Origin of the sequence: Saccharopolyspora indica (genome assembly GCF_027853965.1) — a bacterium.
In the GTDB taxonomy this organism is placed as follows: domain Bacteria; phylum Actinomycetota; class Actinomycetes; order Mycobacteriales; family Pseudonocardiaceae; genus Saccharopolyspora; species Saccharopolyspora indica.
This window is the reverse complement of sequence record NZ_JAQGLB010000009.1, coordinates 60,812-85,252: the sequence shown is the minus strand read 5'-3', so window position 1 is coordinate 85,252 and position 24,441 is coordinate 60,812. Positions and strand designations below refer to the sequence as shown.

Here is a 24,441-nt window from a genome sequence, read left to right as displayed (position 1 = left end):
CAGTCGGTGGTGGAGAACTTCGAGTGAAGGATCCGGTGATGCTGGCGGCGGACGCACGGGCCCACGGCGATCGGCCGTGGTGGTGGGACGCGGTGTGCTACCAGGTCGACGTCGGCGCGTTCGCCGACGGCGACGGTGACGGGGTCGGCGACCTCGACGGGCTGCGCGGCCGGTTCGGCTACCTGGAGCTGCTCGGGGTGGACGCGATCCTGCTGGCGGGCACCGCGGGGCTGGACCCGGCGGCGGCGGACTTCGCCGAGCTGCTGGCCGAGGCGCACGACGCCGAGATGCGGGTGATGCTCGCGCTCGACGTCGACCCGGCTCGCGGCGACCCGCGCGCGGTGCTCGAACCCTGGCTGGCGCACGGCGTGGACGGGTTCCACCTGGCGCCGCGCGAGGACCCGGCCGGGGCGATCCGGTCGGTGCTGGCCGGTTACCCGGACCGCGTGGTGATCGGGGCGGGCGACTGGCACCTGTCGTTCAACCTCGACCTGACGATCGCCGGGTTCGCCGCCGAGTCGCTGCGCAAGGTCATCACCGGCGCGCTGGGCGGCCCTGGGCCGCGCACGGCGTGGGCGATGGCCACCCGGGACACCCGGCGCAGCCGGGACGACGCCGCGCTGACCCCGGTCCGCGCGATGGCGCTGGTGCAGCTGGCGCTGCCCGGGGCGGTGTGCCTGCGGCACGGCGAGGAGCTGGGGCTGCCGGGCACCGAGCGGATCCCGATGCCGTGGGAGGGCGACGTGCCGCCGTTCGGGTTCTCCCGGGCCGCGGGCGACTGGTCGGCGATCCCGGCGGAGTGGGCGGCCTTCACCGTCGAATCGCAGCTGGAGGACGAGCAGTCCACGCTGTCGCTCTACCGGCACGCGCTGGAGGTGCGGAGCAACCACCCGGCGTTCACCGGCGACGAGGTGGAGTGGTTCGGCGCACCGGAGGACTGCTTCGCGTTCCGGCGCGTCGGCAGCAGCCTGATCTGCGCGCTGAACACCTCGCAGGCACCGGTGCCGCTGCCGCCCGGCGAGCTGCTGCTGTCCTCGCGCCCGGTGGACGGCGAGGACCTGCCGCCCGGTACCGCCGCCTGGCTGGTGTGAGCCGCAACTCCTCGCCGCAACAGGCGGTGCGGGGGCTCGTTCTAACCTGGGTACCGTTGTCCGTCGGAAGACGCCCCTAGACCCCGCTGGATGCCATGACTGCTATTGCGCCCGAAAAGAGCGCGGCTCGGACGCAACCACGCACCGGCCGACTGGTCGGGGTCGACGTCGCCCGCTTCCTCGCCGTCTTCGGCATGTTCTGCATCCACTTCGGGGTGCCGTTCCTGACCGGCGACGCGGAAGTGCTGGTCGCCCAGTTCTCCAGCGGCCGGTCCACCGCGCTGTTCACGCTGCTGGCCGGGGTGTCGCTAGCACTGCTGTCCGGGCGCACCACTCCCCCGACCGGCGAGGCGCTACGCCAGGCCCGGCTGCGGATCGCGCTGCGCGCGGGACTGCTGCTGGTGCTCGGCCTCGCGCTGGCCAAGGCCACCGAATCGACCGGCTTCCTGCTCACCGTGATCATCCCGTTCTACGGGCTGTACTTCCTGCTCGCGGTGCCGTTCATCCGGTTGCGGACCCGCGGCCTGCTGATCGCCGCGGCGGTCGCGGCCGCGGTGGGGCCGCAGCTGTCGTTCGTGCTGCGCAGCTGGATGATCGGGGACACGCCGATGGCGTGGCTGGTCAGCGCCGTCAACGCGGTCGATCCCGGCCACCTGATCGCCAACGCCGGGGTCTTCGACCTGCTGCTGCTCGGCTTCTACCCGGCCGCCTCCTACTTGCCGCTGGTGCTGCTCGGGATGGCCGTCGGGCGCATGGACCTGCGGTCGACGAAGGTCCGGTGCTGGCTGGCGGTGGCCGGTCTGGCCGTGTCGCTGGCCGCCTGGCGGGTGTCGGAGTGGCTGCTGGAAGCGGTGGGCGGCAGGCCGCCGGAGCCCACCGAGGGCACCGTGCCGGTCGAGCACCCGAACTGGCTGCTGGCCACCACCTCGCACAGCGGCACGACCTTCGAGGTGCTCAACTCCGGCGGCATCTCGCTGGTGATCCTGGCGCTGTGCCTGGTGCTGGCCGACCGGGCCGGCCGGTTCCTCAAGCCGCTGGCGGTCTCCGGATCGATGGCGCTGACCCTCTACGCCTTCCACGCGGTGGCGATGGCCTGGCTGATCGTCGTCGGCGGCTACGCGCTCAGCGGGGTGCCGGAGCCGTTGGCGCAGCTGTCGGCGATGGGTCCGGACCTGCCCGATCTGCCGGGCATGCCCGCGTTCCCGCGCGACGGTCACGTGCCCGAGGGCCTGGTGGCGCTCATCTGCACCTTCATGCCCGAGGTGTTCCTGATCTTCGCCATCCTGTTCCCGCTGGCCTGGCGCCGCTTCTTCCGCCGCGGACCGCTGGAGGCTGCCGTCAGCGAGTCGGTCGGCTGGCTCGCCGACCGCTTCTCCCGACGCTCCTGATCAGGCGTTTCTCCCCCGGTAGGACTTTCGCCTCTGTACCGGCGGGGCCATTCTGAGGTCGCGTGGACGACGGACGTGCACGTGCCTCTGGGGGGTGGCTTCATGAACTTCCGGCATCGGACCGGTGGCGCCGGGGCGGTCGACATACCGCCGGCGCTGGGCAAGGCAATGGCCGACTACCGGGCTCTGCTCGACGAGCTGGAGAGCGGGGCCATCGACGAATCGACGTTCCGGCACCGCGCGCTGCGCGTCGGACTGGTCCTGCGGGAGCAGGACGCCTGGATCCTGGACCTGTCGACCGAGCGGTGGTGGCGCTACGACGGCGTGGCGCTGTCCAGCCTCCGCTTCGGCGACGCCGAGGGGTGAGGCCATGCCCGCCCCGACCGACCCGGTGCTCCTCCAGGAACGCCTCAGCAGCATCGTCCGCGACGTTGAAGACGCCGAGTCCGGCTGGGTGCGTTCACCGCTGTCGGCGCACCCGCTGCCGATCGGGACTCTGCGCAGCCGCCTGCACAACGCCACGACGTGGCTCGGCCAGGTGTGGTCGTCGCACGCGCGCGGTGGGCCCGCGGTGCAGCGCTGGCTGACCGACGAGCCGCTCGGTTCCCCGGTGCCGCCGTCCAACCCGCGGCTCCCGCTGCGCAAGCAGTTCCGCGTCGCGCTGGCCACCGCGTTCCTGGGTGCGTCCGTGGCGGCGGGCTCCTACGTGCTGACCGCACCGCTGGCGGACCCGTTCTTCGGGCTGATCCCGCCGGACATCTTCAGCAGGCTGCCGCCGTTCACCGAGCGCCCGGTCGACAGCGGCCCGGACGGCCTGCAGGACCCGCTCACCTGGACGGCGCCGGGCTCGCCGGTGGTGGCGCGAGTCCCGGCGCCACCTGCGCCCGAGCCGGCACCACCGCCGGATTCGGGGTCGAGCGAGGCGGTGACGCGATCGGGTCCGCAGAGCGGTGAGCCCGCCGGGGAGCCTTCGCCGCAGCCGCCGGTGCAGGCGCCACCGCCTCAGGCCCCACCGCCTCAGGCGCCGCCGACGAGCGCGACGCCCACTGCTCCGCCGACGACCGCGGACCCGACGACCACACCGCCGCCGACCAGCGAGCCGACGACCACGGTGCCTCCCACGACGACTGATCCGCCCACCACCACGCAACCGCCTGCGACGACCACGACCGAGGTGCCGACCGAAACCGCGCCGACGACCGCACCGGAACCCACCACGACGGATCCCACCACGACGAACCCGCCGACCGGGACCTCGTGATCGCGGCCCGTCGTAGGCTGCTGGGATCCGGCCGGAGAAGTTCGCGGGGCGTGTCGATCCGCCGCCCTCCCGTTCGACCTGGGAGTGCGGGTCCGGAGCGGGCCCGGAGGAGTCCAGGGAGGCTGAACCGTGAAGTACATGCTGATCATGCGCGCCACCGAGGAGTCGCACGCGGCGTTCAAGAACGTCGACTTCTACGAGGTCCTCGAAGCGATGGGCCGGTTCAACGAGGAGATGATCCAGGCGGGCGTGCTCGTCGCCGCCGAGGGGCTGGACGACGCCGCGGAGGGCGTGATCGTCGACTACTCGTCCCAGCCGCCGGTGGTCACCGACGGCCCGTACGGCGAGACCAAGGAGCTCTTCGGCGGGTACTGGATCGTCGACGTCGCCTCCAAGGAGGAGGCCGTGGCGTGGGCGAAGCGGGCACCGATGGCCGGGCCCGGCAGCAAGTGCGAGATCCGCCGGATCTCCAGCATCGACGAGTTCCCGCAGGACAACGAGTGGGTCCGGAAGGAGCGGGCTTGGCGCGAGACGACCGGCCAGCTCTGAGCCGGGATGCCGTCGCGGCGGTGTGGCGGATCGAGTCCGCGCGGATCGTCGGCGCGCTGGCCCGCTACACCGGTGATTTCGCGCTCGCCGAGGACCTCGCGCAGGAGGCGTTCGCGGAGGCCCTCGTGACGTGGCCGCGCAGCGGTGTGCCGGCCAGCCCTTCGGGGTGGCTGCTCACCGTGGGCCGGCGCCGCGCGATCGACGCGTTCCGGCGCCGCGCCGCCCTCGACGAGCGGTACGCCGTCCTCGCCCGCGACCGGGGCGAGGACGGCGCCGGGGACGTGCTGTGGGACCCGGACCGGATCGACGACGACGTGCTCGCGCTGATGTTCACCGCCTGCCACCCGGTGCTGTCGGCGGAGGCGCGGATCGCACTGACGCTGCGCGTGATCGGCGGCCTGACCAGCGACGAGATCGCCAAGGCGTTCCTGGTCCCGACCGCCACCGTGCAGGCCCGCATCACCCGGGCGAAGAAGACGCTCGCCGCGGCCCGGGTGCCGTTCGCCGTGCCCGCGGCCGCGGAGCGGACCGAGCGGCTCGGCTCGGTGCTCAGCGCGATCTACGTGATCTTCACCGAGGGCTCGTCGGCGAGCTCCGGCACCGAGCTGATCAGGGTCGACCTCGCGCACGAAGCGCAGCGCCTGGCACGGGTGCTGAGCCGTCTGGTGCCGGAGGAACCCGAGGTCCACGGCTTGCTCGCGCTGCTGGAGCTGACCGCGGCGCGCTTTCCCGCGCGCACCGGCCCGGACGGCGAGCCGGTGCTGCTGGAGCACCAGGACCGCCGCCGCTGGGACCGCACCGCGATCCGCCGCGGCCGAGCCGCGCTGGCTCGCGCCGAACAGGCCGGCCGAGGCCTGGGCGCCTACGGCCTGCAGGGCGCGATCGCCGAGTGCCACGCCGTCGCGGCGTCGGTCGACGCGACGGACTGGGACCGCATCGTGCTCTGCTACGAGGCGCTCGGCAGGCTCGCGCCGTCACCGGTGGTGGAGCTGAACCGGGCGGTCGCGGTCTGCATGGCCGACGGACCGGCCGCCGCGCTGGTGATCGCGGACGAGCTGACGGCTGCCGGAGCGATGCCGAACTCGCACCTGCTGCCCAGCGTTCGCGGCGAGCTGCTCGGCCGGCTCGGCCGCACCGAGCAGGCGCGCGCCGAGCTGGAGAGCGCCGTCCAGCGGTGCGGCAACGAGCGCGAGCGGGCGGTGCTCGAACGCAAGCTCGCCGACCTCGGCTGACCGCTCAGGCCAGGTTCTCGGCGCAAGCGGTCAGCAGCTCGGCCAGCCGGCGCACGTCGGCGTGGGCGAGCCCGGCCGTCATGCGGGAGTCGGTGTCGAGCACGATGCCGTCCGCCTCGTCGAGCAGCGCGCGGCCCCGCTCGGTGAGGGTCACGGGCCGGGCCCGGCCGGTGGTCGGCTGATCCGCGACGCTGGCCAGCCCGGCGGCCTGGAGCCCGTTGAGCACGTCGCGCAGGGACTGCCGCGTGACGAAGGTGCGGCGGGCGAGCTCGGCCGCCGGGGCGCCTGGTGCGTCGGCCAGCGCGCGCAGGACCGCGTACTGGGACATCGACAGTCCCAGCGGGCGGAGGCGTTCCTCGCACGTGCGGTGGAACGACTGCTGCACCTGCTTGACCAGGTATCCGACCCGTTCGCGCAAGTCCCCTTGACTCATGACAGGAACCTTACACATAATTCCGATGTAAGGATCCTGACACAGGAGGAAGCCATGACCCGGATCTCGACCGAAGCCCCGATCGCAACGCTGATCAACGTGTTCACCGTTCAGCCGGACCAGCAGCGCGCACTGGCCGACCTGCTGGCGCAGGCCACCGAGGAGGTCATGCAGCACCTGCCCGGCTTCATCTCGGCCAACATCCACACCAGCACGGACGGCACCAAGGTGACCAACTACGCCCAGTGGCGCTCCGCCGAGGACTTCCACGCCATGCTCGGCAACCCGGTCGCGCGGGAGCACATGCAGCGGGCCGCCGAGCTGGCGGAGCGCTACGAGCCGCACCTGTACACCGTGGAATCGGTGCACCAGCGATAATCTCCGTACCCAATACAGTGTACGTGCTACGGTGTTTATCGGAGCCGCTCGCTGCATCGGGAAAACGCGGAGGTGCGTCATCGGAGAAGAGCAGGAGATCCCCGCCGTCATCGCCCGGATGTGGGGCCTGGAACCCACCTCCCGGCGGGGGCCGCGGCGAGGCTTGAACCTCGACCAGATCACCGCCGCGGCCATCGGGATCGCCGACGCCGACGGGCTGGCCGGGGTGCGGATGAGCAGCGTCGCCACCCGGCTCGGCGTCTCGACGATGGCCCTGTACGGCTACGTCGGCAGCAAGGAGGACCTGCTCACCGCGATGGCCGACGCGGCAGTGCCGGAACCGCCGGAGCCGGACGGCGTGCCGTGGCGCGAGTACCTCACGACCTGGACCCGCGCCAACCGCGACTTCCTCACCGGCCACCCGTGGCTGCTCAGCGGCGCACCGGCGGTCCCGCCGACCGGGCCGCGCGCGCTTCGCTGGCTGGACCGGGCGCTGGCCGCGCTGAACGGCACCGGGCTGGACGCCGGAGAAGCGATCAACATCGCCACCGCCCTGTCCGGCTACGCCCGCAGCAGCGCCACCCTCGCCATCGGCCTGCACGGCCCGGTCGGCGAAGCCCCGCCCGGGCCCGTCGGCTACGCCGGAGTCCTCGCCCGCGTCCTCGACGAGCAAGGGCATCCCGCGCTGCACGCGGCCGTGCACGCGGGCGCCTTCGGCCCGGCGGAGCAGTGGGTCGAGGACGCCGACTTCACCTTCGGGCTCGACCTGCTGCTGGACGGCGTGCAGGCACTCATCACCCGCCGATCCGGGGAGAACGCATGACGCCCATGTGTCAACCGGCGTCCTGCTCAACCGCACCTCAGGGGACCGTGATGCAACCCAGCCACAAGAAGCCGCGAAACGCGAGAACAACGCCAAACGCAACCACCACTGAAAATCGCGGAGAGGCGGGACTGGCATGATGATCGACGTCAGACCGGCCGCGGAGCTGGGCGAGGACTACCGGCGCCGGATCGCCGAGGTCTTCATCGACGGCTTCGGCCCCGATTTCGCCTTCTTCTCCAAAGATCCGCGCAAGCTCGCCGACGCATTCGCCCACATGCTGGTGCTCGACGTCTTCCACGTGGCCCTGGTCGACGGAGAACCCGCGGCCATCGCCGCCTGCACCGACGGACGGCAGCGGTCGACGCGCAGCGACCCGGCGGAGCTGCGCAAGCACCTGGGTCCGGTCAAGGGAACCTTCGCGGGCGTCATGTTCCAGCGCATGTTCACCGAAGCCCTCGCCGAGCCCCGGGAAGGAACGGCTTCGATCGAATTCGTCGCGTCCGCGACGAAGTTCCGCGGCAAGGGCGCCGCGAAGGCCCTCCTGACCCACCTGCTCGCCCTGCCGCAGTACCGCGAGTACCTGCTGGAGGAGGTCTCCGACATCAACGAACCCGCGCTGGGCCTGTACGAGAAGCTCGGATTCCGCGAGTACAAGCGCAAGAAGGTGCACCACACCCGCTGGACCGGCATCAACCACTACATCTCGCTGCGCCTCGTGCAGAGCTGAGCCGTGCTCAGCTCATCGGTCACGTCTTCCCGTCGCCGGGGGTCAGCAGAGGGGAGACCGCAGCACAGCCGACGCAGCAGGAGCACTGATGACGTCTCGCAATCGGAGAGCGACACCGTTCGACCGGGTCGGAGGCGGCTGCCGGTGAACGTCTACGACGCAGTAGCGAGCCGCCGAGCGGTGCGCCGGTTCACCGATGCACCAGTACCGCGGGAGACGCTCGAACGCGTGCTCACCGCTGCCTCTCGTGCTCCGTCCGGAGGCAACCTGCAGCCGTGGCACTGCTACGTGCTGACCGGTGCATCGCTGGCCGAGGTGAAGAAGCGCACAGCTGAACGCGTGGCCGCCGGTGATCCCGGGGATCCGCGGGAGTTCGAGATGTACCCGCCGACGTTGAAGTCGCCGTACCGCGAACGTCGCGTGGCCGCTGCCGAACAGCGGTACGCCGCGCTCGGGATTCCGCGAGCGGACGAGCGGGCCCGCCGGCAGGCCGTCGCCGCCAACTGGGACTGCTTCGGCGCTCCGGCCGCCCTGTTCTGCTACATCCCGCGTGAGATGGGTTCGGCCCAATGGGTCGACATCGGCATCTACCTGCAGACGCTCATGCTCCTGCTCCGCGCCGAAGGGCTGCACAGCTGCCCGCAGATGGCGTGGTCGGTGTACCGGAGAACCGTCGCGGAAGTCGTCTCCCCACCGGACGACCTCGTGCTGTTCTGCGGGGTGTCGATCGGATTCGAGGACGCGACGGCACCCCCCGTCCGCACAGCCCGCGCGGAAACCGTCGTGTTCCTCGAGTGAGATCCGGCGGCTGAGCCCGTGAGCGTTTTGCGGGGCTATGAGACCAGAAAGCGCTCACGGCGCTCGACCGCTCAGATCAGCAGCGGGAGGAGGGCGTGGCGGCGGCGGACGACCGCGCCGTAGCGGGAGTCCAGGCGGAGCCAGGCGTCCGTCGCGCTGACCCGGACGATCTCCGACTCCGGCGGCTCGGCGACCAGGAAGCCCATGCCGGACAGCACGAACAGGCAGCGCAGCGGGACCTTCACCTCGTAGCCCGCGCCGGAGACCGTGAAGACCTCCTGGTCCAGCAGCGACGCAGGCGGTGTCCCCTTCGGGCCGACGTTGTCCTTGGCCACGTCGATGCCGCGCTCGGCGACCTCGCCGACGACCCGCGCCGGGAGGTCGTCCACGCGCTGCCAGCCCGTGGTCGGGGGCAGCTCCGAGCGCCACATCAGGTCGCGGGGCGGGCCCGGGTCCATCACCGGACCGCCCGCGACCGTCAGCGTCGCCAGCAGTTCGTTGCCGGAGACCGTCAGGTCCGCCGGATCCACCTCTGCCGCAACGGATCTCGTGCACAACGCGTCGAAGGGCGTTGCCGCCCAGACGTCCGCGCGACCGGTGTCCGCGCGGTTGCGCAGCCGCACCAGCGCCTGCCCGTCCAGGCGCACCGCTCGCGCGACGAACGCACCTAAGTCCTCGCGTTCGACCGCATCGGGCATTCGCAGTTCAGGCACGGGTCTTCTCCGACTTCGCCGGTTCCAGCTGCCACTCGGCCAGGAAGTCGCGTTCCTCCGCGGTCAGCCGCCGCGGCCGCCCGGCCCGCAGGTCGTAGGGCACCATCAGGGTTTCCGCGGTGGCCACCGCCTCCTGCGCGTAGGCGGTGTAGTCGACGATGAACGACGCCGCCTTCAGGTCCCGCACCGACATCTGGACCTGCAGCGACTTCGACCGGTACAGCAGCGGGCTGTGGTAGTCGATCATGACCCGCGCCACCACCATGCCCTCGGCCATGCCGAGCAGGCCCTGCCGCTCGGCCTCGGTGAACAGCAGCTCGGCGCGGGCCTCCTCCAGCAGCGTGATCGTCCGGGCGTGGTTGACGTGCCCGAACGCGTCCATGTCGGACCAGCGCAGGGCCACCTCTGCTACGAACGCGCCCACTGGGGAGCTCCCTTCCTGCCGTGCGGGTGGCCCGCGGTCGCCCGCGAGCCACCCGGCAACTCACCGGACCATGCTGCGCAGCTGGCGCGCGGCCACCGACAGCGTGGCCAGGTCCAGTCGACCGGAGCTCTTGATCTGCTCCAGCGACGAGTTGGCCCGCGCCAGTCGCGACTCGTTGGCCGACTCCCAGTGAGCGATCTTCTGCTCGGAGTCGTCCCCCGGATCGCTGGTCCGCAGGACGTCGATGGTGATCGCGCGCAGCGATGCGTAGAAATCATCCCGCAACGCCAACCGGGCCAGCGAGTGCCACCGGTTCCCGCGCTCCAGCTCGTTGACGGCCAGCAGCATCCGCTCCACGTCGAGGTGCTCGGCGAGCGTGTAGTACAGGTCCGCGCTCTCCCGCGGACTGCGCTCGGCGCTCACCCCGGCATCGCGCTCGGCCAGCTCGGCGACCTCCCGGACGTCCAGCAGCGCGAAGGAGTCCAGCAGGGTGCCGACCCGTTCGGCCAGCTCCACCGGCACTCCCGCCGCCGTCCACCGCTCGATCATCTCGCTGGCGCCCTCGGCCGCCCGGCCGCGCAGCAGCCCGCGCACCGAGCTCGACAGCTCCGCGACCACCGGCCGGAAGCGCGCGATCTCGGCGCCGATGGCCAGCGGCTGCGGCCGGTTGTTCAGCATCCAGCGCGCCGCCCGGTCCAGCAGCCTGCGGCTCTCCAGGACCAGTTCGTCGGCCACCGAGCTGGGCACCGAACCGCCCAGCGCGTCGATCTGCCGCCACAGCGAGTGCAGGTCGTAGACGTTGGTGACCACCGCGAAGGCGCGCACCGCGTCCGTGGTCGAGGCGCTGATCTCCTCGGCCAGCCGGTAGGCGAAGGAGATGCCGCCGCCGTCGACCATCTCGTTGACCAGCAGGGTCGTGATGATCTCGCGGCGCAGCGGGTGCGCGGTGATCGCGTCGCCGTAGCGCTCCTGCAGCGGCTTCGGGAAGTACTCCGGCAGCCGGCTGCCGAACGCCTCGGTGTCCGGCAGGCCGCTGGCCAGCACGTCCCGCTTCAGCGAGAGCTTGACGTGCGCCATCAGCGTTGCCAGCTCGGGCGAGCTCAGGCCCTCGCCGTTCTTCTCCCGCTCGCGGAACTCCTTGACGGTGGGCAGCGCCTCCAGCTTGCGGTCCAGCCCGGCGCTCTTCTCCAGCGCGGTGACCTGGCGGGCGTGCACCGACACCATCGGCCCGGCGTGCGACCGGGAGATGCCCAGCACCGCGTTCTGCCGGTGGTTGTCGGTGAGCACCAGCTCGCCGACCTCGTCGGTCATGTCCGCCAGCAGCTCGTTGCGCTGCTCGCCGGTCAGCCTGCCGTCGGCCACCAGGTGGTCCAGCAGGATCTTGATGTTGACCTCGTGGTCGGAGCAGTCCACGCCCGCCGAGTTGTCCAGCGCGTCGGTGTTGACCTTGCCGCCGGCCCGGGCGAACTCGATCCTGCCCAGCTGGGTCAGGCCCAGGTTGCCGCCCTCGCCGACGACCTTGACCCGCAGGTCCGCGCCGTTGACCCGGACCGCGTCGTTGGCCTTGTCGCCGACCTCGGCGTGCGTTTCGCCGCTGGCCTTGACGTAGGTGCCGATGCCGCCGTTCCACAGCAGGTCGGCCGGGGCCAGCAGGATCTTCTTGATCAGCTCGGCCGGGGCCAGCTGGCGCACCGACTCGTCGATGCCCAGCGCCTGCCGGATCTGCGGGTTCAGCGGGATCGACTTCAGCGAGCGCGACCACACGCCACCGCCCGCGCTGATCTTGCTGCGGTCGTAGTCGTCCCAGGTCGAGCGCGGCAGCTCGAACAGCCTGCGGCGCTCGGCGAAGGACACCGCGGCGTCCGGATCGGGGTCAATGAACACGTGCATGTGGTTGAACGCGGCGACCAGCCGGATGTGCTCGGAGAGCAGCATCCCGTTGCCGAACACGTCACCGGCCATGTCGCCGACGCCGACCACGGTGAAGTCCTGGCTCTGGGTGTCCACGTCCAGTTCGAGGAAGTGCCGCTTGACGCTCTCCCACGCGCCCTTGGCGGTGATGCCCATCGCCTTGTGGTCGTAGCCGACCGAACCGCCCGAGGCGAAGGCGTCGCCGAGCCAGAAGCCGTAGGACTTGGCCACGTCGTTGGCGATGTCGGAGAACGTCGCGGTGCCCTTGTCCGCGGCCACCACCAGGTAGCTGTCGTCGCCGTCGTGGCGCACCACGTCCTGCGGCGGGGCGACCGCACCGCCGACCAGGTTGTCGGTCAGGTCCAGCAGCCCGGAGATGAACATCCGGTAGCAGGCGATGCCCTCGTCCAGCGTCGCCTTGCGGTCGGCGGCCGGGTCACCGGTGGGCGACGGCGGCCGCTTGACCACGAACCCGCCCTTCGCGCCGACCGGCACGATCACCGCGTTCTTCACCGCCTGCGCCTTGACCAGGCCCAGGATCTCGGTGCGGAAGTCCTCCCGGCGGTCCGACCAGCGCAGCCCGCCGCGGGCCACCGAGCCGTAGCGCAGGTGCACGCCTTCCACCCACGGCGAGTACACGAAGATCTCGAACTGCGGGCGCGGCTCGGGCAGCCCGGGGATCTCCTTGGGCTCCAGCTTGAACGCCAGGTAGGGGCGCTGCTGGTCCGGATCGGCGGAGAAGAAGTTGGTGCGCAGCGTGGCCCGGATCAGGCTCAGGTAGCTGCGCAGGATCTTGTCCGCGTCGAGGCTGGTCACCTCGTCGATCAGCTTGCCGACCTCGTCCACCAGGTCGGCTTCGCGGGCCGCCCGGTCCGCGGCCTCCAGCGCCGGGTCGAAGCGCGCCTCGAACAGCCGGACCAGCGTGGTCGTGGTGGTGCGGTGCGCGAGGATCGCGTCCTCGATGTAGTCCTGGCTGTAGGCGATGCCGACCTGCCGCAGGTACTTGGCGTAGGCGCGCAGCACCGACGCCTGGCGCCAGTTCAGCCCGGCGCGCAGCACCAGCGCGTTGAACCGGTCGACCTCGGCGGCGCCGAGCCAGGTGGCGCGGAAGGCCTCCTCGAAGCGCTCGCGCAGCGTGTCCAGCAGGCTCGAATCCACCCTGTCCAGCAGCTCGGAGTCCAGCCGCAGGCCGAAGTCGTAGATCCAGTGCTGCTGGTCGGCGCCGTCCAGCGAGATCTCGTACGGGCGCTCGTCGACGACCTCGACGCCCATGCTCTGCAGCACCGGCAGCACGCGGGACAGGGTGACCCGGCCGCCGACGTAGATCTTGAACCGGCGCTGCCCGCCGCTGGAGTCGCGCGGCGCGTAGAACGACATCTTCAGGTCGTCGGGGCCGGACAGCGACTCCAGTCGCCGCAGGTCGGCAAGGCCCTCGGCGGCGGTGAAGTCCTCCTTGTAGGCCTCCGGGAAGCTCGCCGCGTAGCGCTGGCCGAGCTGGCTCATGGCCTCCGACAGGCTGCGGGCCACGTGCCCGTCGCGGCTGGGGCCGGACTGCTCGGCGTCGACCTCCTCCACCATCTGGTCGTCCCAGGTGTGGATGGCCTCGTCCAGCCGCCGCTGGATGCGCCCCAGGTCCGGCTCGACCTGGTTCTCCGGGTCGGTGTGCACCACGAAGGCGACCCGGGCCAGCGCGGACTCACCGACCCGCGTGCTGTACTCCAGGCCGGTGCCGCCCAGCTCGGCCAGCAGCACCTCCTGCATGGCCAGCCGCGAGCTCGTCGTGTAGCGGTCGCGCGGCAGGTACACCAGGACCGAGTAGAAGCGGCCGTAGGGGTCGCGGCGCAGGAACGGCTTGAGCTTGCGGCGCTCGGCCAGCGCCAGCACGCCGGTGATGGTCTCCTGCAGCGTCTCCGGGTCGGTGGAGAACAGCTCGGCGCGCGGGTAGTTCTGGATCTCCTCCAGCATCCGCTGGCCGGAGTAGGACTCCATCGGGAATCCCGCGCTGTGGATGACATCGCGCACCCGGCGCTCGATGAACGGGATGTCCAGCACGTTCTCGTGCAGCGCCGTGGTGGTGAACAGGCCCAGGAAGCGGTGCTCGCCGGTCACCGCTCCCGATTCGTCGAAGGTCTTGACCCCGACGTAGAACGGGTGCACCGGACGGTGCACTGTGGACGGTTCGCTGGCCTGGGTCAGCACCAGCAGCTCCGGCGACATCGCGCTGGTGCGCGCATCCGGCCAAGTCGCGAGGCTGCGGGCCGCGACGCTGTCGCCGCGCAGCACGCCGAGGCCGGAGGCCAGCACGGCCTGCAGCGCCGGTTCGGAGCCGTCGTCGACCAGCTCGTAGTGGCGGTATCCGAGGAAGGTGAAGTGCCCGTCGGCCAGCCAGCGCAGCAGCCCGGCGCCGTCGTGGACCTCCGCTGCCGACAGCGGCGGCGGGTTCTGCTCCAGCTCACCGGCCAGCGCGCGGGCCGCGGCGTGCATCCGCTCGGTGTCCTCGACGACCTCGCGCACGTCGTTGAGCACGTCGGTCAAGCCGTGGCTGATGGCCTCCAGCCGCTCCGCGTCGGTGACCCGGTCCACCTCGACGAACATCCAGCTCTCGACCAGCGCGTCGGCGGGCGGCGCGGCCGGGTCGGCCCCGGGCAGCACCTCCAGCAGCTCGCCCGCGACGTCGCGGCGCACCGCGATGATCGGGTGGATGATGCGCTGCACCGCAGCACCGTCGCGGCCGAGCTCGGCGATCACCGAATCGACCAGGTAGGGCGAATCGTCGGTCACGATCTGCACCACCGTGGCCGGGCTCTGCCAGCCGTCGGTGGCCCGCTCCGGGTTGAAGATCTGCACCAGCGGCCGGCCGGCGACCCGCGTGGCGGCCAGCTCGTGGTGCGAGCGCAGCGCTCCGACCAGGTCGGCGGGCTCGTCGTCGACGAACTCCTCGGCGGGGACGTGCCGGTAGTAGGCGCGCAACAGCTCAGCCAGCTCCGGCGCGTTCTCCGCCGCTCTGTCGAGCAGGCGGCTCTTGACGATTTCGGGGTTCCCGGATCGCTCCCCAGCCGAGTCTTCCCCATCGGTCTGCGGTCGTCCGGTCTTCAACTGTCCGGGATTCGAGGTCATCTTCAGGCAGCTCCACGCTTGACGGCACCTCTTTGTGCCCACAGGTTCCACCATAAGACTGCCAGTTCCCGCCACGGCTGGAGGGCAGCACGGCGGTCTTGCGCGTGAAAAGCGGCACAATGATCGATGACCTGGACGTTTCAGAACAGCGGATCCGTCGCCGCAGCGTCGAATCCAGGCCGCCGGTGCCGCGCCACCGCACCCGCTCCACGATCGTCCGATGTGGACTGGAACGAGCTCCGGGAGACTCTGGAGGGCTCGGTGATCCCGGACACATGCGGTTCGCTGTGCCGACCGGCGCGGGCCGTCCCGGCCTCCGCCTCGTCGCGGCGGCCGCTCTCGTAGGCCAGCAGCGCCTCGGTGAGCAGCTCGGCGAGGCCGGCCTTCTCCGGCACCCCGGAATCCACCGGAGGCTCCGGCTCGGCCACCGGCAGGTTCGGATGGGTGTCCTCGGCCGGGAGCTCCGCCAGCGGGGGCTCCGGGGCAGCGGTGGGCAGCTCCGGGTGGGTGGCTTCGGCGGCCTGCTCCGGCTGGCGGTGCCGGGCGACCGCCTCCGCGGCGGGCGCCGGTTCGTCCGGCTCGGCGTGGCGGGCCCGGCGACGGCCGCCGCGGGGCTGCTCGGGCAGCTGGAGGCTCGCCCTGATCTCGGCCAGCGACCGGCCGCGCGACCGCCGCCCACCGCGGCTCGACTCCTCGTCCGCGCTGCTCCCGGCCGGTTCGGCCTCGCCGCGCTGGTCGTCTTCCGGCGCTTCGGCGGCGGCCGGTTCCGGTGCACCGTGGCGCGGCACCGCTGGCCGCTGCTCCGGGGCGATCACCGGCAGGATCGTGGTGGTCTCGGCGGGCAGGTCCGCGCCGAGCGGTTCCGGGAGCAGGGCGGCCGCCGCGTTCGGGGGTTCCGGGTCGACCGCGTTGTCCGGTTCGGCATCGATCTGCCAGTCGAGCGACGGCTCCGGCGGCGTGGCGGGCAGGTCGGGAAAGGTGTCCTCCGCGCTGGAGGGCTGGTCCAAGAGCTCCGTGGGCCACCAGTCCGATCGCCCGTTGCCCTCAGCCTGCTCGTGGTGCTGGTCGGGGGCGTCGGCGGTGACCGGCTGCTGCTCCGCGCGGCGGCGGTGCGCGCTGGCCATCAGATCCTCGAACAGCGCCGGGTCGAGCAGCATCGTCGGCTCGTCCGGTGTTCGCGGTCCGCTCGCCTCCTCCTGCCGGTGGCGGCGCTCTTCGCGCAGCTCAGCGGCCCGGTTGGTGAGCGATTCCATCAACAGGCGAGCTGCGTCCGCGGCGTCATCGGACTCCGGCCGGGGCCGGGGCAGCAGCTCCGTCTCCTGGTCCACCGCGCCGGACGGCGTGCTCGGGACGGGGTCGGCCGCCTCCTGGTCTGCGGAGTCCTCGCTGCTCCGAACCTCGGCCGAAGCACCTCCGGCACCTGTGGCCGCGACCACGGAGGTTTCAGCGCTCGGAACGCGGGAAGCACCGGGCTCGGCGCTCCGGGCCTCGACCGCGCTGGGTTCAGCGTTGCCGACCTCGCCGGTCTTCGCATCGCCGCTCGGCACCTCGATGGGGCCGAACTCGGCGCCCGGAACCTCCGCAACGGCGGGTTCGGGGCTGGAGATCTCGTCGGATCGGACTTCGAGCCGTTCGGTCTCGGGGAAGCTGATCCGCAGTTCGGATTCGAACGGCCCTGGCTCGGCAGGCCGTGCTTCGAGCGGCTGCGCCAGCACAGGCGGAGCTCCGCTCGCCTGCTCGTCCGCCTCCGGGAACTGCTCCGCCGGGTTCCCGGGCCGCGGGCCCGGCCGGGGAGCGTTCGACGGGCCGGATTCGGCTGACCCGGTTCCCCTCGACTGCCGGGGCACGTCCACGCACTTGCTGAGCTCCGGGTACTCGGCGAGCAACCGGACTCGCGCGTGGTGCACCGCAGCGCGCCAGCGCCGGTCCGCCGCGTACGCACCGCGCAGCGCCCGCAGCGCATCGGGGAACTCCGAGCCGCGTTCGTGCACCTGGGACAGGGTGTTGAGCGCTTCGGCGAGCAGGCCGTCGAGCTTGTGCCGCTCGGAGATGGCCGCCGTGTCGCCGAGCACCCGCAGCGCCGCCGCGTGGTCGCCGTTGGGCAGGTGCACCCGGGTGGCCAGGGCTAACCCGAGCCAACCGACCGGACCGGCCGCAGCAGCGCGCACCGGCTCGGCGAGCACCTTCTCGGCGGCCGTGACCGCCTCCGGCCGGTGACCGAGCTCGAGCAGCGACTGCACCCGTTCCAGCACCAGCCGGGTCCGGATCTCACCGCTGTCGGCCGCCGGGTCGCCGAGCTGGTGGAGCTGGTCCAGCCCCGCGTCGGCGGCCTCCGTCGCCTCGGCGAACTCGCCCAGCCGGCGGTGGTGCCCAGCGCGGGCCGCGCAGACGCGGGCTTGCAGCAGCCGGGCGATGTCCCGGTTGCCCTCCCCCGCGCCGTACAGCCGCTCCGCCTCGTCCAGCGCCTCGGTCCGCGAACCGTCCTGCTGGTGCACGGGCATCGAGGCGGCCAGCGCCAGCAGCGCGTGCGCGCGCAGCGACGGTTCGATCCGCTCCTGCTCCAGCACCGGCCGCAGGATCCGGGCCGCGACCTCCGGGCTGCCCGCGGCGCACGCGCACCACGCCAGCTCGACCCGCAGCTCGGCCGTCACCTCGGCGTCACCCGCCGACTCCGCGTCGCGGACCGCGGCGAGGGCCCGGCCGGTGGCCGGGACACCTCGCCCCAACCGGTTCGAGGCGAACAGGGCGAGCGCTTCAGCGCGCAGCCTCGCCGCCTGGTCACCGGCGCGCCTGGCGAGCGCGACAGCGCGATCACTGAGCACCAACGCGAGCTCGGGGACCCTCCACCGCATCTGGTGCGCGGGTTCGAGGAGTCCTTGCGCCGAGCCTGAGTTGGGTGGTCCGGACACGCTCGCCAAGGCGCCTCCGTTCTAGCCCCGGGTCAGTTTGCGGTGCGTCACTCGGTGCGGACGGGCCGCTTCCGCGCCCAGCCTATCGATCTTGTTCTGCTCGTAGCCCTCGAAGTTGCCCTCGAACCAGAACCACTTCGCCGGATTCTCGTCGTCGCCCTCCCAGGCGAGGATGTGCGTGGCGACGCGGTCCAGGAACCACCGGTCGTGGGAGATGACCACCGCGCAGCCGGGGAACTGCTCGAGGGCGTTCTCCAGCGAGCTCAGGGTCTCCACGTCCAGGTCGTTGGTCGGCTCGTCCAGCAGGATCAGGTTGCCGCCGCTCTTGAGCGTCAACGCCAGGTTGAGCCGGTTGCGCTCACCACCGGAGAGCACGCCCGCCGGCTTCTGCTGGTCCGGGCCCTTGAAGCCGAACGCGCTGACGTAGGCGCGCGAGGGCATCTCGACCTGGCCGACCTGGATGTAGTCCAGCCCGTCGGAGACGACCTGCCAGACGTTCTTCTCCGGGTCGATGTTCGCCCGGTTCTGGTCCACGTAGGACAGCTTGACGGTGTCGCCGACCTTGACCACGCCGGAGTCCGGTTCTTCCAGACCCACGATGGTCTTGAACAGCGTCGTCTTGCCGACGCCGTTCGGGCCGATGACGCCCACGATGCCGTTGCGCGGCAGGCTGAACGACAGGTTGTCGATCAGCAGCTCGTCGAAGCCCTTCTTGAGGTTCTCCACCTCGACCACGACGTTGCCCAGCCGCGGGCCCGGCGGGATCTGGATCTCCTCGAAGTCGAGCTTGCGGGTCTTCTCCGCCTCCGCGGCCATCTCCTCGTAGCGGTTCAGACGCGACCGCGACTTGGTCTGGCGGGCCTTGGCGTTGGAGCGGACCCAGTCCAGCTCGTCCTTCAGGCGCTTGGCCAGCTTGGCGTCCCGCTTGCCCTGGACCGCCAGGCGCTCGCCCTTCTTCTCCAGGTAGGTCGAGTAGTTGCCCTCGTACGGGTAGGTGCGGCCGCGGTCCAGCTCCAGGATCCAGCCGGCCACGTTGTCCAGGAAGTACCGGTCGTGGGTCACGGCGAGCACGGCGCCCGCGTAGTTGGCCAGGTACTGCTCCAGCCACAGCACGCTCTCGGCGTCCAGGTGGTTGGTCGGCTCGTCGAGCAGCAGCAGGTCGGGCTTGCTCAGCAGCAGCTTGCACAGGGCCACCCGGCGGCGCTCACCACCGGAGAGGTTCTTGACCTCGGCGTCCGGCGGCGGGCACCGCAGCGCGTCCATCGCCTGCTCCAGCTGGGAGTCCAGTTCCCACGCGTCGGCGTGGTCCAAGTCCTCCTGGAGCTTGCCCATCTCCTCCATCAGCTCGTCGGAGTAGTCGGTCGCGAGCAGCTCGGCGATCTCGTTGAAGCGGTTGAGCTTCTGCTTGATCTCGCCGACGCCCTCCTCGACGTTGCCGAGGACCGTCTTCTCCTCGTTGAGCGGAGGCTCCTGCTGCATGATGCCGACCGTGTAGCCGGGCGACAGGAACGCTTCACCGTTGTTCGGCTGGTCGAGTCCCGCCATGATGCGCAGCACGGTCGACTTACCAGCGCCGTTCGGCCCGACGACACCGATCTTGGCGCCCGGGTAGAACTGGATCGTCGCGTTGTCGAGGATGACCTTGTCACCATGCGACTTGCGCACGTTTTTCATGGTGTAAATGAACTCGGCCATACCCCGAATCGTAGTTGCGCCCCGTGTCAGCCCGCGCACGCGGTCCCTGTCCCGCCTCGCTGTCCCGCCTCTCCGCGATTCACACAGGTGGTCGCGTGCCGTGATCGTCTGCCGTTTCGAGGTTTCTTGTGGCTGAGTTGCGTCACGGTCCCCTGAGGTGCGGTTGAGATGCGACCCGTCGCTCCCGAAGTCGCTCATCACCTCCTCCTCGTCGTCATCCCTGCTGGACAACAGCGGTCAACCGCCAGGTGGTGCAGCGCCCGCGGGTGCCAGCGCCCACCCTTCGGCGCGAGCGGGCGGTGAGGCGCGTGCCAGGTCGACGCCGGCTGCGGTCGCGTCCATCTCGACCACCGTGCGCCACTGCCCGCCGGACTCGTACTCACGGGTGCGCAACCGGCCGGTCACCACCACCGGATCGCCCTTGGCCAGCCCGCCCGCCACTCCGTCGGCGAGCCGCTTCCAGCAGTTCACCGTGGTGAGGAAGCGGTCGCCGTCGACCCACTGGCCGGTCGCCTGGTCGAACCGGCGCGAGGTGGCCACCACCCGGAAGCTGACCAGCCGGTGGCCGCCCGCGATCTCGCGCTCCACCGGTTCCGTGATGACGTAGCCCACCACGGTCACCTGGGTCTCGTACATCTCCGTCGCCCCTTTCCGCGCAGCGCTCGTCCGGCACTGCTGCCTCGGGAATTCGCGGCCGATCCGCGGCCACGTCCCAAGACTGCCGGACGATCACCACTCAGCGCGACGGAATTAGCACCCTCCGTGCAGATTCCGGCCGATCGGCCAGGTCAGCTACTCCGCTGGTTGTCCTTGTCGGCGAGTTGCTTGAGCATCTCGTTGTACGCGTTCAGATCCGCGTCCCCGTCCGCATCGGCCTTCCGGTCGATCCTGCGCGCCGCGCGGTTGTCCGCCCGCGACCACTGGATCAGCAGCGCGAGCATCACCACCACCAGCGGAACCTCGCCGGAAGCCCACGCCAGACCGCCGCCCAGCCGCTGGTCGGCGAGCAGGTCGGTGCTCCACGGCAGGTCGAGGCCGCGGTAGAAGTCGCCGCCGATCACCGTCGAGGACATCATCAGCGCGATGCCGAAGAAGGCGTGGAACGGCATGGACGCGAAGACCAGCCCGACCTTGCCCATCGGCGGCAGCTGCCGCGGCGCCGGGTCGACGCCGATCACCGGCCAGTAGAAGATGTAGCCGACCAGCAGGAAGTGCGCGTTCATCGCCAGGTGCGCCCAGTGCTGCGTCAGCGCCGCTTCGAACAGGCCGGTGAAGTACAGCGCGTAGAACGAGCCCACGAACAGCACCAGCGCGACGATCGGGTTGGTCAGCACGCGCGTCACCGGCGAGTGCACGAAGGCCAGCAGCCACTCGCGCGGTCCCGGCGGCTGCTCCTTGCCCGCGGGCTTGAACACCCGCAGCGCCAGCGACGTCGGGCCCGCCAGCACCAGGAACACCGGGGCCAGCATGGACAGCAGCATGTGCTGGCCCATGTGCACGCTGAACACCGCGGGCGCGTACTTGCCGATGCCGGAGGAGGTGGCCACCAGCAGCGTCGCGCAGCCGCACAGCCAGGCGATGGTGCGCCCGACCGGCCAGCTGTCGCCGCGCTTGCGCAACCTGCGCACGCCGACCAGGTAGAGCGCGGCCATGGCGAGCGCGAGGGTGCCGTAGACCAGGTCGAACCGCCAGTCGAACATCAACCGGAACGCGGTCGGCGGTTCCGGCAGCGGGTAGCCGATCAGCAGCTCGGTCCGGTCCGGCACGCCCCGCACGACGCCGTCCGGCGGCGGGGTGCGCCCGAGCGCGACACCGATGCCGATCGTGGCGAACATGACCAGGGCCTCGACCGCGCCGAGCCGCAGCAGCGCGGCCACGCCGGTCTTCTCCTCGATGTGCTGCACCGCGCTGCGCCGCTGGAAGAAGCCGAACACGCCGAGCACCACCAGCGCGGCGATCTTGAGCAGCATCAGCAGGCCGTAGTCGGTGGTGAACAGCTGCTCCGGAGTCATCCGCACGAACGCGTTGATCACCCCGGACAGCGCCATCGCCACCCAGCACACCAGCGCGATCAGCGAGTAGCGCCGCGCGACCACCGGCAGGTGCGCACCGCGGCGGGCGGCGTGCGCCACCAGCGCCACCAGGCCGCCGACCCACAGCGCCGCGCCGAAGAGGTGGAGCAGCAGGCTGTTGGTGGCGACGTCGTGCGAACCACCGCTGGCGGAGTGGCCGGTGGCGATCACCGGGAACAGGGCCAGCAGGCTCAGCCCGAAGGTGACGACCGTCCAGCCCCAGGACAGCACGACCCGGCAGGCCAGCACGACCGCGAACGCGATCACCGCGGTCAGCAGCCACGCCTTGGCCTGCTCCAGCGCGTCGATCAGCCCGAACAGGACCTCGGTGTCGAGCACGTCCCCCACCGGGCGGCCGGTGGCGTCCGCGGCGATGAACGGCACCATCAGGACCGCGCCCACGCACCACACGGCGGCCGCCCAGCCCGCCGTGCGGACCGCGGCGTAGCCGTCCGCGGCCAGCGCGCGCGAGGGCTGCGCGGGGATGCCGAAGGCGGCCAGCAGCAGCGCCCCGATGCACACGACCGCGCCGGATTCGGTGATCACCCGGATCACCGGCAGCCCGTACTGCGTGACCGGCCCCGGATCCGGCAGGCCCAGCAAGGCGTAAGAAGCTCCTGCGGAGAGGGCGGTGAGCGCGGCGGCGACGACGGCCGCGAGCACGACGGCGGTGACGATCAGCACGCCCACTGAGCTCGACGAACCGCGCCGTTCCGGTTCTTTTTCCAGAGCGGTCTCGGATGGCACAAACCGAGCGTAACCGCCTATTTGAAACGCCCGGCCCGCAGGCCGCCGGGCGACGGATGATCTCCGGTCGCGGCGGGCGCTACGGTTACGCCGTGACCGTAGTCCGTCGCTGTGCGCTCATGGTGCCGATGCTGCTGCTGTTCACCGCCTGCGCCGAACCGGTGACGGGCGAGCCGGTGCCGGCCGCCGGGTTCCGCGACGAGCCGACGACCTCCGGAAGCGCTCCGCCCGGGATCGACCCGTGCGCCCTGCTGGCGCCCGAGGACCTGGCGGCGTTCGGCGGCCCGGCGGGACCTCCGCACCTGGACCAGCCGGTTCCTGGCGCGTGCACCCACCCGCTGACCAGCGGTCCGGCCAACGCCGCGGCGGCGGGCTTCTACGACCCGGTGGAGGCGGTGACCGCGCGCCAGCCGGGAGGTGCGGCGGTGGACGTCGAGGGCCGCCCGGCCTGGCTGCACTGCGAGCTGGTCGACGCGCACCAGACCTGCACGGCGGCCACCTCGCTCGGACCGGACCGCTCGCTGCTGACCGCGCTGACCCTGCGGGATGCCTCCGCCGCGGACACCGCCGACCACCTGTTCGGTCTCACCACCGCGGCGCTGCGCCGGTTACCACCAGCCTGACCAGCGACGACGCTGGTCGTTACGAGCTCGGCTGTCGATCAGCTTGCCGTTCGGCCACGGCTCGGCAACGGTGCGGCGTCGATGCCACAGCGGCATCCGGGTACCGCTATCCTCCATGCTTGCCGCTCACCGAGCATGCCCCCATAGCTCAGCTGGATAGAGCAAAGGACTTCTAATCCTTAGGTCGCAGGTTCGAGTCCTGCTGGGGGCGCGTACCGCATTCACACGCGAGCTGCCTTCGACGTTCGACCAGGCAGCCGGTGCGTGGATGGCGCAATTTCACCAGTCCTTTCTGCCGCATGGGTGCTCTGGGATCGATCGTCGGTCAGCACACCCCTCATCGCTGCGCCGTGCAGCTGGGTGGCCTCGGACAGTCGCCGCAGGTGCCCATCGGCGCATGCCCGTCGCATGTGCACTGCCAGATCTGTCTGCGGCTGTGCAGCGGCCAACCCGTGGCCGAAATCGCTGCCGACACGGACATCTTGCCGCGGCAAGGCTTGACGCTCGCTACTCCTCCCAATAGCGTTCCGTTCCAGAACGGAACATTATTGGGAGGGGTCGCCGTGAAAGCCGTGGTTGTCAGGTCGTCCGAGGAACTCGCCGTGGTCGACGCGCCGGAACCAGCTCCCGGGTCCGGCCACGTGCTCGTCGAGGTCGACGCGATCGGCGTCGGCTACGTGGACGTCATGGCCCGCCGAGGCGAGTACCCATACTTTCCCGGAGCGGGTTCGGTGCCTGGCCTGGAAGTCGTCGGCTGCGTGACGGCGGTTGGGCCGGACGTGCCCGAAGGACTGGTCGGGCAGCGCGTTCTGGCCTTGCCCGCCTTCGGCGGCTACGCCGAGAAGGTCGTCGCCGAGGCCGATCGGGTGTTTCCGGCGCCGCCGGGCACCGACGCAGGCGACGTGGTCGCGGTGGGCGTGAACGCGATGGTTGCCGAGCTCGCGCTCCATCGGGCGCGGGTGGCATCGGGAGAACGTGTGCTCGTCCGCGGCGCCAGCGGCGGGATCGGCGTACTCGCCACACAGATCGCACACGCTCGCGGGGCCGAGGTGATCGTCATTACCTCGTCCGCGGCACGCGGCGAACGTCTGCGAGCCCTGGGTGCCGCACAGGTCGCCGACCGGACCGACTCCGCCCTTCCTGGCGGGGCCTACGACGTCGTCGTGGACACCGTCGCCGGCCCCGATCTGGGGAGGCATCTGGAACTCCTGCGGCCCAACGGCCGTTACGTCCTCTGCGGTGCCGCCGGTGGCGTTCCCGGGCCGGAATCCTTCGAACCGCTGCTGCGCGATTTCCACAGGTCACCAACACTGTTCGCGTTCAGCCTGAATTCGGTGGCCCCGGGAGACCTTCGACGGTCCTGGACGAGGATTGGCACGCTGCTGGAGGAAGGTCGGCTCTCGGCCGTGGTCGATCAGCGTTTCCCGCTCGCCGAGGCGGACACCGCGCTTCGACGGGTGGAGAGCGGAAAGCCGTTCGGCAAGGTCGTCCTGTTCCCTCGGTAGGGTGGCTGGACTACAGGACTTCGGTGCGGTTCCAGGAGAGTT

20 protein-coding genes and 1 tRNA gene are annotated in these 24,441 nt (G+C 71.2%); 13 read left to right on the top strand and 8 right to left on the bottom strand.

The features are described 5' to 3' along the window. Positions 1-23 precede the first annotated feature (23 nt). The 6 genes from OU416_RS20545 (at position 24) to OU416_RS20520 (ending at position 5,521) form a co-directional block, all read left to right on the top strand. Positions 24-1,091, top strand: a complete 1,068-nt coding sequence (locus tag OU416_RS20545) for a DUF3459 domain-containing protein (protein ID WP_270928624.1) — start codon at positions 24-26, stop codon at positions 1,089-1,091. Between the two features lie 95 nt (positions 1,092-1,186). Next, entirely contained in the window at positions 1,187-2,479 is a 1,293-nt protein-coding gene (locus tag OU416_RS20540) for a heparan-alpha-glucosaminide N-acetyltransferase domain-containing protein (protein WP_270928623.1), read from the top strand. Positions 2,480-2,581: 102 nt separating this feature from the next. After that, positions 2,582-2,845 (top strand): hypothetical protein, encoded by a 264-nt coding sequence (locus OU416_RS20535; protein WP_093152439.1) that lies wholly within the window; start codon positions 2,582-2,584, stop codon positions 2,843-2,845. 4 nt (positions 2,846-2,849) lie between these two features. Continuing rightward, positions 2,850-3,740 (top strand): hypothetical protein, encoded by an 891-nt coding sequence (locus OU416_RS20530; RefSeq protein WP_270928622.1) that lies wholly within the window; start codon positions 2,850-2,852, stop codon positions 3,738-3,740. Positions 3,741-3,869: 129 nt separating this feature from the next. Then, positions 3,870-4,289 (top strand): YciI family protein, encoded by a 420-nt coding sequence (locus OU416_RS20525; protein WP_270928621.1) that lies wholly within the window; start codon positions 3,870-3,872, stop codon positions 4,287-4,289. After that, complete coding sequence (locus OU416_RS20520; RefSeq protein ID WP_270928620.1) at positions 4,262-5,521, top strand: RNA polymerase sigma factor; 1,260 nt, start codon at positions 4,262-4,264, stop codon at positions 5,519-5,521. Before OU416_RS20525 ends, OU416_RS20520 begins: the two co-directional genes overlap by 28 nt. A 4-nt stretch (positions 5,522-5,525) precedes the next feature. On the opposite strand, the gene OU416_RS20515 is transcribed toward OU416_RS20520, so the two are convergent. Next, positions 5,526-5,954 (bottom strand): MarR family winged helix-turn-helix transcriptional regulator, encoded by a 429-nt coding sequence (locus OU416_RS20515; protein ID WP_270928619.1) that lies wholly within the window; start codon positions 5,952-5,954, stop codon positions 5,526-5,528. A 54-nt stretch (positions 5,955-6,008) separates the two neighbouring features. Between OU416_RS20515 and OU416_RS20510 the strand changes: the two genes are divergently transcribed. From OU416_RS20510 to OU416_RS20495, 4 genes are all read left to right on the top strand, one after another. Beyond that, complete coding sequence (locus OU416_RS20510; RefSeq protein ID WP_270928618.1) at positions 6,009-6,332, top strand: antibiotic biosynthesis monooxygenase family protein; 324 nt, start codon at positions 6,009-6,011, stop codon at positions 6,330-6,332. Positions 6,333-6,495: 163 nt separating this feature from the next. Further along, positions 6,496-7,155 carry a TetR/AcrR family transcriptional regulator gene (locus OU416_RS20505; protein ID WP_270928617.1) on the top strand — a complete coding sequence of 220 codons (660 nt, stop codon included), beginning with the start codon at positions 6,496-6,498 and terminating at the stop codon, positions 7,153-7,155. A 136-nt stretch (positions 7,156-7,291) separates the two neighbouring features. Further along, on the top strand, positions 7,292-7,885 hold the full coding sequence (locus OU416_RS20500) for a GNAT family N-acetyltransferase (RefSeq protein ID WP_270928616.1): 594 nt from the start codon (positions 7,292-7,294) through the stop codon (positions 7,883-7,885). A gap of 144 nt (positions 7,886-8,029) precedes the next feature. Then, positions 8,030-8,683, top strand: coding sequence for a nitroreductase (locus OU416_RS20495; RefSeq protein WP_270928615.1), 654 nt, complete (start codon positions 8,030-8,032; stop codon positions 8,681-8,683). Between the two features lie 71 nt (positions 8,684-8,754). Here OU416_RS20495 and OU416_RS20490 read toward each other — a convergent pair whose 3' ends face one another. From OU416_RS20490 to OU416_RS20460, 7 genes are all read right to left on the bottom strand, one after another. Beyond that, positions 8,755-9,396, bottom strand: a complete 642-nt coding sequence (locus OU416_RS20490) for a hypothetical protein (RefSeq protein WP_270928614.1) — start codon at positions 9,394-9,396, stop codon at positions 8,755-8,757. Continuing rightward, positions 9,389-9,820, bottom strand: coding sequence for an acyl-CoA thioesterase (locus OU416_RS20485; RefSeq protein ID WP_270928613.1), 432 nt, complete (start codon positions 9,818-9,820; stop codon positions 9,389-9,391). Before OU416_RS20485 ends, OU416_RS20490 begins: the two co-directional genes overlap by 8 nt. 60 nt (positions 9,821-9,880) lie before the next feature. Next, entirely contained in the window at positions 9,881-14,848 is a 4,968-nt protein-coding gene (locus OU416_RS20480) for an NAD-glutamate dehydrogenase (protein WP_270928612.1), read from the bottom strand. 140 nt (positions 14,849-14,988) lie between these two features. After that, the gene (locus OU416_RS20475; protein ID WP_270928611.1) at positions 14,989-17,670 is read right to left on the bottom strand and encodes a hypothetical protein; all 2,682 of its coding nucleotides are present in this window, start codon (positions 17,668-17,670) and stop codon (positions 14,989-14,991) included. A 108-nt stretch (positions 17,671-17,778) separates the two neighbouring features. Beyond that, positions 17,779-19,452 carry an energy-dependent translational throttle protein EttA gene (ettA, locus tag OU416_RS20470; protein ID WP_270928610.1) on the bottom strand — a complete coding sequence of 558 codons (1,674 nt, stop codon included), beginning with the start codon at positions 19,450-19,452 and terminating at the stop codon, positions 17,779-17,781. Positions 19,453-19,689: 237 nt separating this feature from the next. Next, positions 19,690-20,088, bottom strand: coding sequence for a single-stranded DNA-binding protein (locus tag OU416_RS20465; protein ID WP_270928609.1), 399 nt, complete (start codon positions 20,086-20,088; stop codon positions 19,690-19,692). Between the two features lie 152 nt (positions 20,089-20,240). Then, positions 20,241-22,271, bottom strand: coding sequence for a cytochrome c oxidase assembly protein (locus OU416_RS20460; RefSeq protein WP_372907120.1), 2,031 nt, complete (start codon positions 22,269-22,271; stop codon positions 20,241-20,243). A gap of 92 nt (positions 22,272-22,363) precedes the next feature. Between OU416_RS20460 and OU416_RS20455 the strand changes: the two genes are divergently transcribed. From OU416_RS20455 to OU416_RS20445, 3 genes are all read left to right on the top strand, one after another. Further along, positions 22,364-22,894 (top strand): DUF3558 domain-containing protein, encoded by a 531-nt coding sequence (locus OU416_RS20455; RefSeq protein WP_270928608.1) that lies wholly within the window; start codon positions 22,364-22,366, stop codon positions 22,892-22,894. Between the two features lie 137 nt (positions 22,895-23,031). After that, positions 23,032-23,105: transfer RNA gene (locus OU416_RS20450), tRNA-Arg, on the top strand. Between the two features lie 88 nt (positions 23,106-23,193). Further along, complete coding sequence (locus tag OU416_RS20445; protein WP_270928607.1) at positions 23,194-24,399, top strand: quinone oxidoreductase family protein; 1,206 nt, start codon at positions 23,194-23,196, stop codon at positions 24,397-24,399. Positions 24,400-24,441: the final 42 nt, after the last annotated feature.

Coding starts and splice junctions, on each gene's coding strand:
- OU416_RS20500 (WP_270928616.1), top strand. CDS start 7,292: ATGATGATCGACGTCAGACCGGCCGCGGAGCTGGGCGAGGACTACCGG.
- OU416_RS20465 (WP_270928609.1), bottom strand. CDS start 20,088: ATGTACGAGACCCAGGTGACCGTGGTGGGCTACGTCATCACGGAACCG.
- ettA (WP_270928610.1), bottom strand. CDS start 19,452: ATGGCCGAGTTCATTTACACCATGAAAAACGTGCGCAAGTCGCATGGT.
- OU416_RS20445 (WP_270928607.1), top strand. CDS start 23,194: ATGGGTGCTCTGGGATCGATCGTCGGTCAGCACACCCCTCATCGCTGC.
- OU416_RS20480 (WP_270928612.1), bottom strand. CDS start 14,848: ATGACCTCGAATCCCGGACAGTTGAAGACCGGACGACCGCAGACCGAT.
- OU416_RS20535 (WP_093152439.1), top strand. CDS start 2,582: ATGAACTTCCGGCATCGGACCGGTGGCGCCGGGGCGGTCGACATACCG.
- OU416_RS20530 (WP_270928622.1), top strand. CDS start 2,850: ATGCCCGCCCCGACCGACCCGGTGCTCCTCCAGGAACGCCTCAGCAGC.
- OU416_RS20510 (WP_270928618.1), top strand. CDS start 6,009: ATGACCCGGATCTCGACCGAAGCCCCGATCGCAACGCTGATCAACGTG.
- OU416_RS20515 (WP_270928619.1), bottom strand. CDS start 5,954: ATGAGTCAAGGGGACTTGCGCGAACGGGTCGGATACCTGGTCAAGCAG.
- OU416_RS20540 (WP_270928623.1), top strand. CDS start 1,187: ATGACTGCTATTGCGCCCGAAAAGAGCGCGGCTCGGACGCAACCACGC.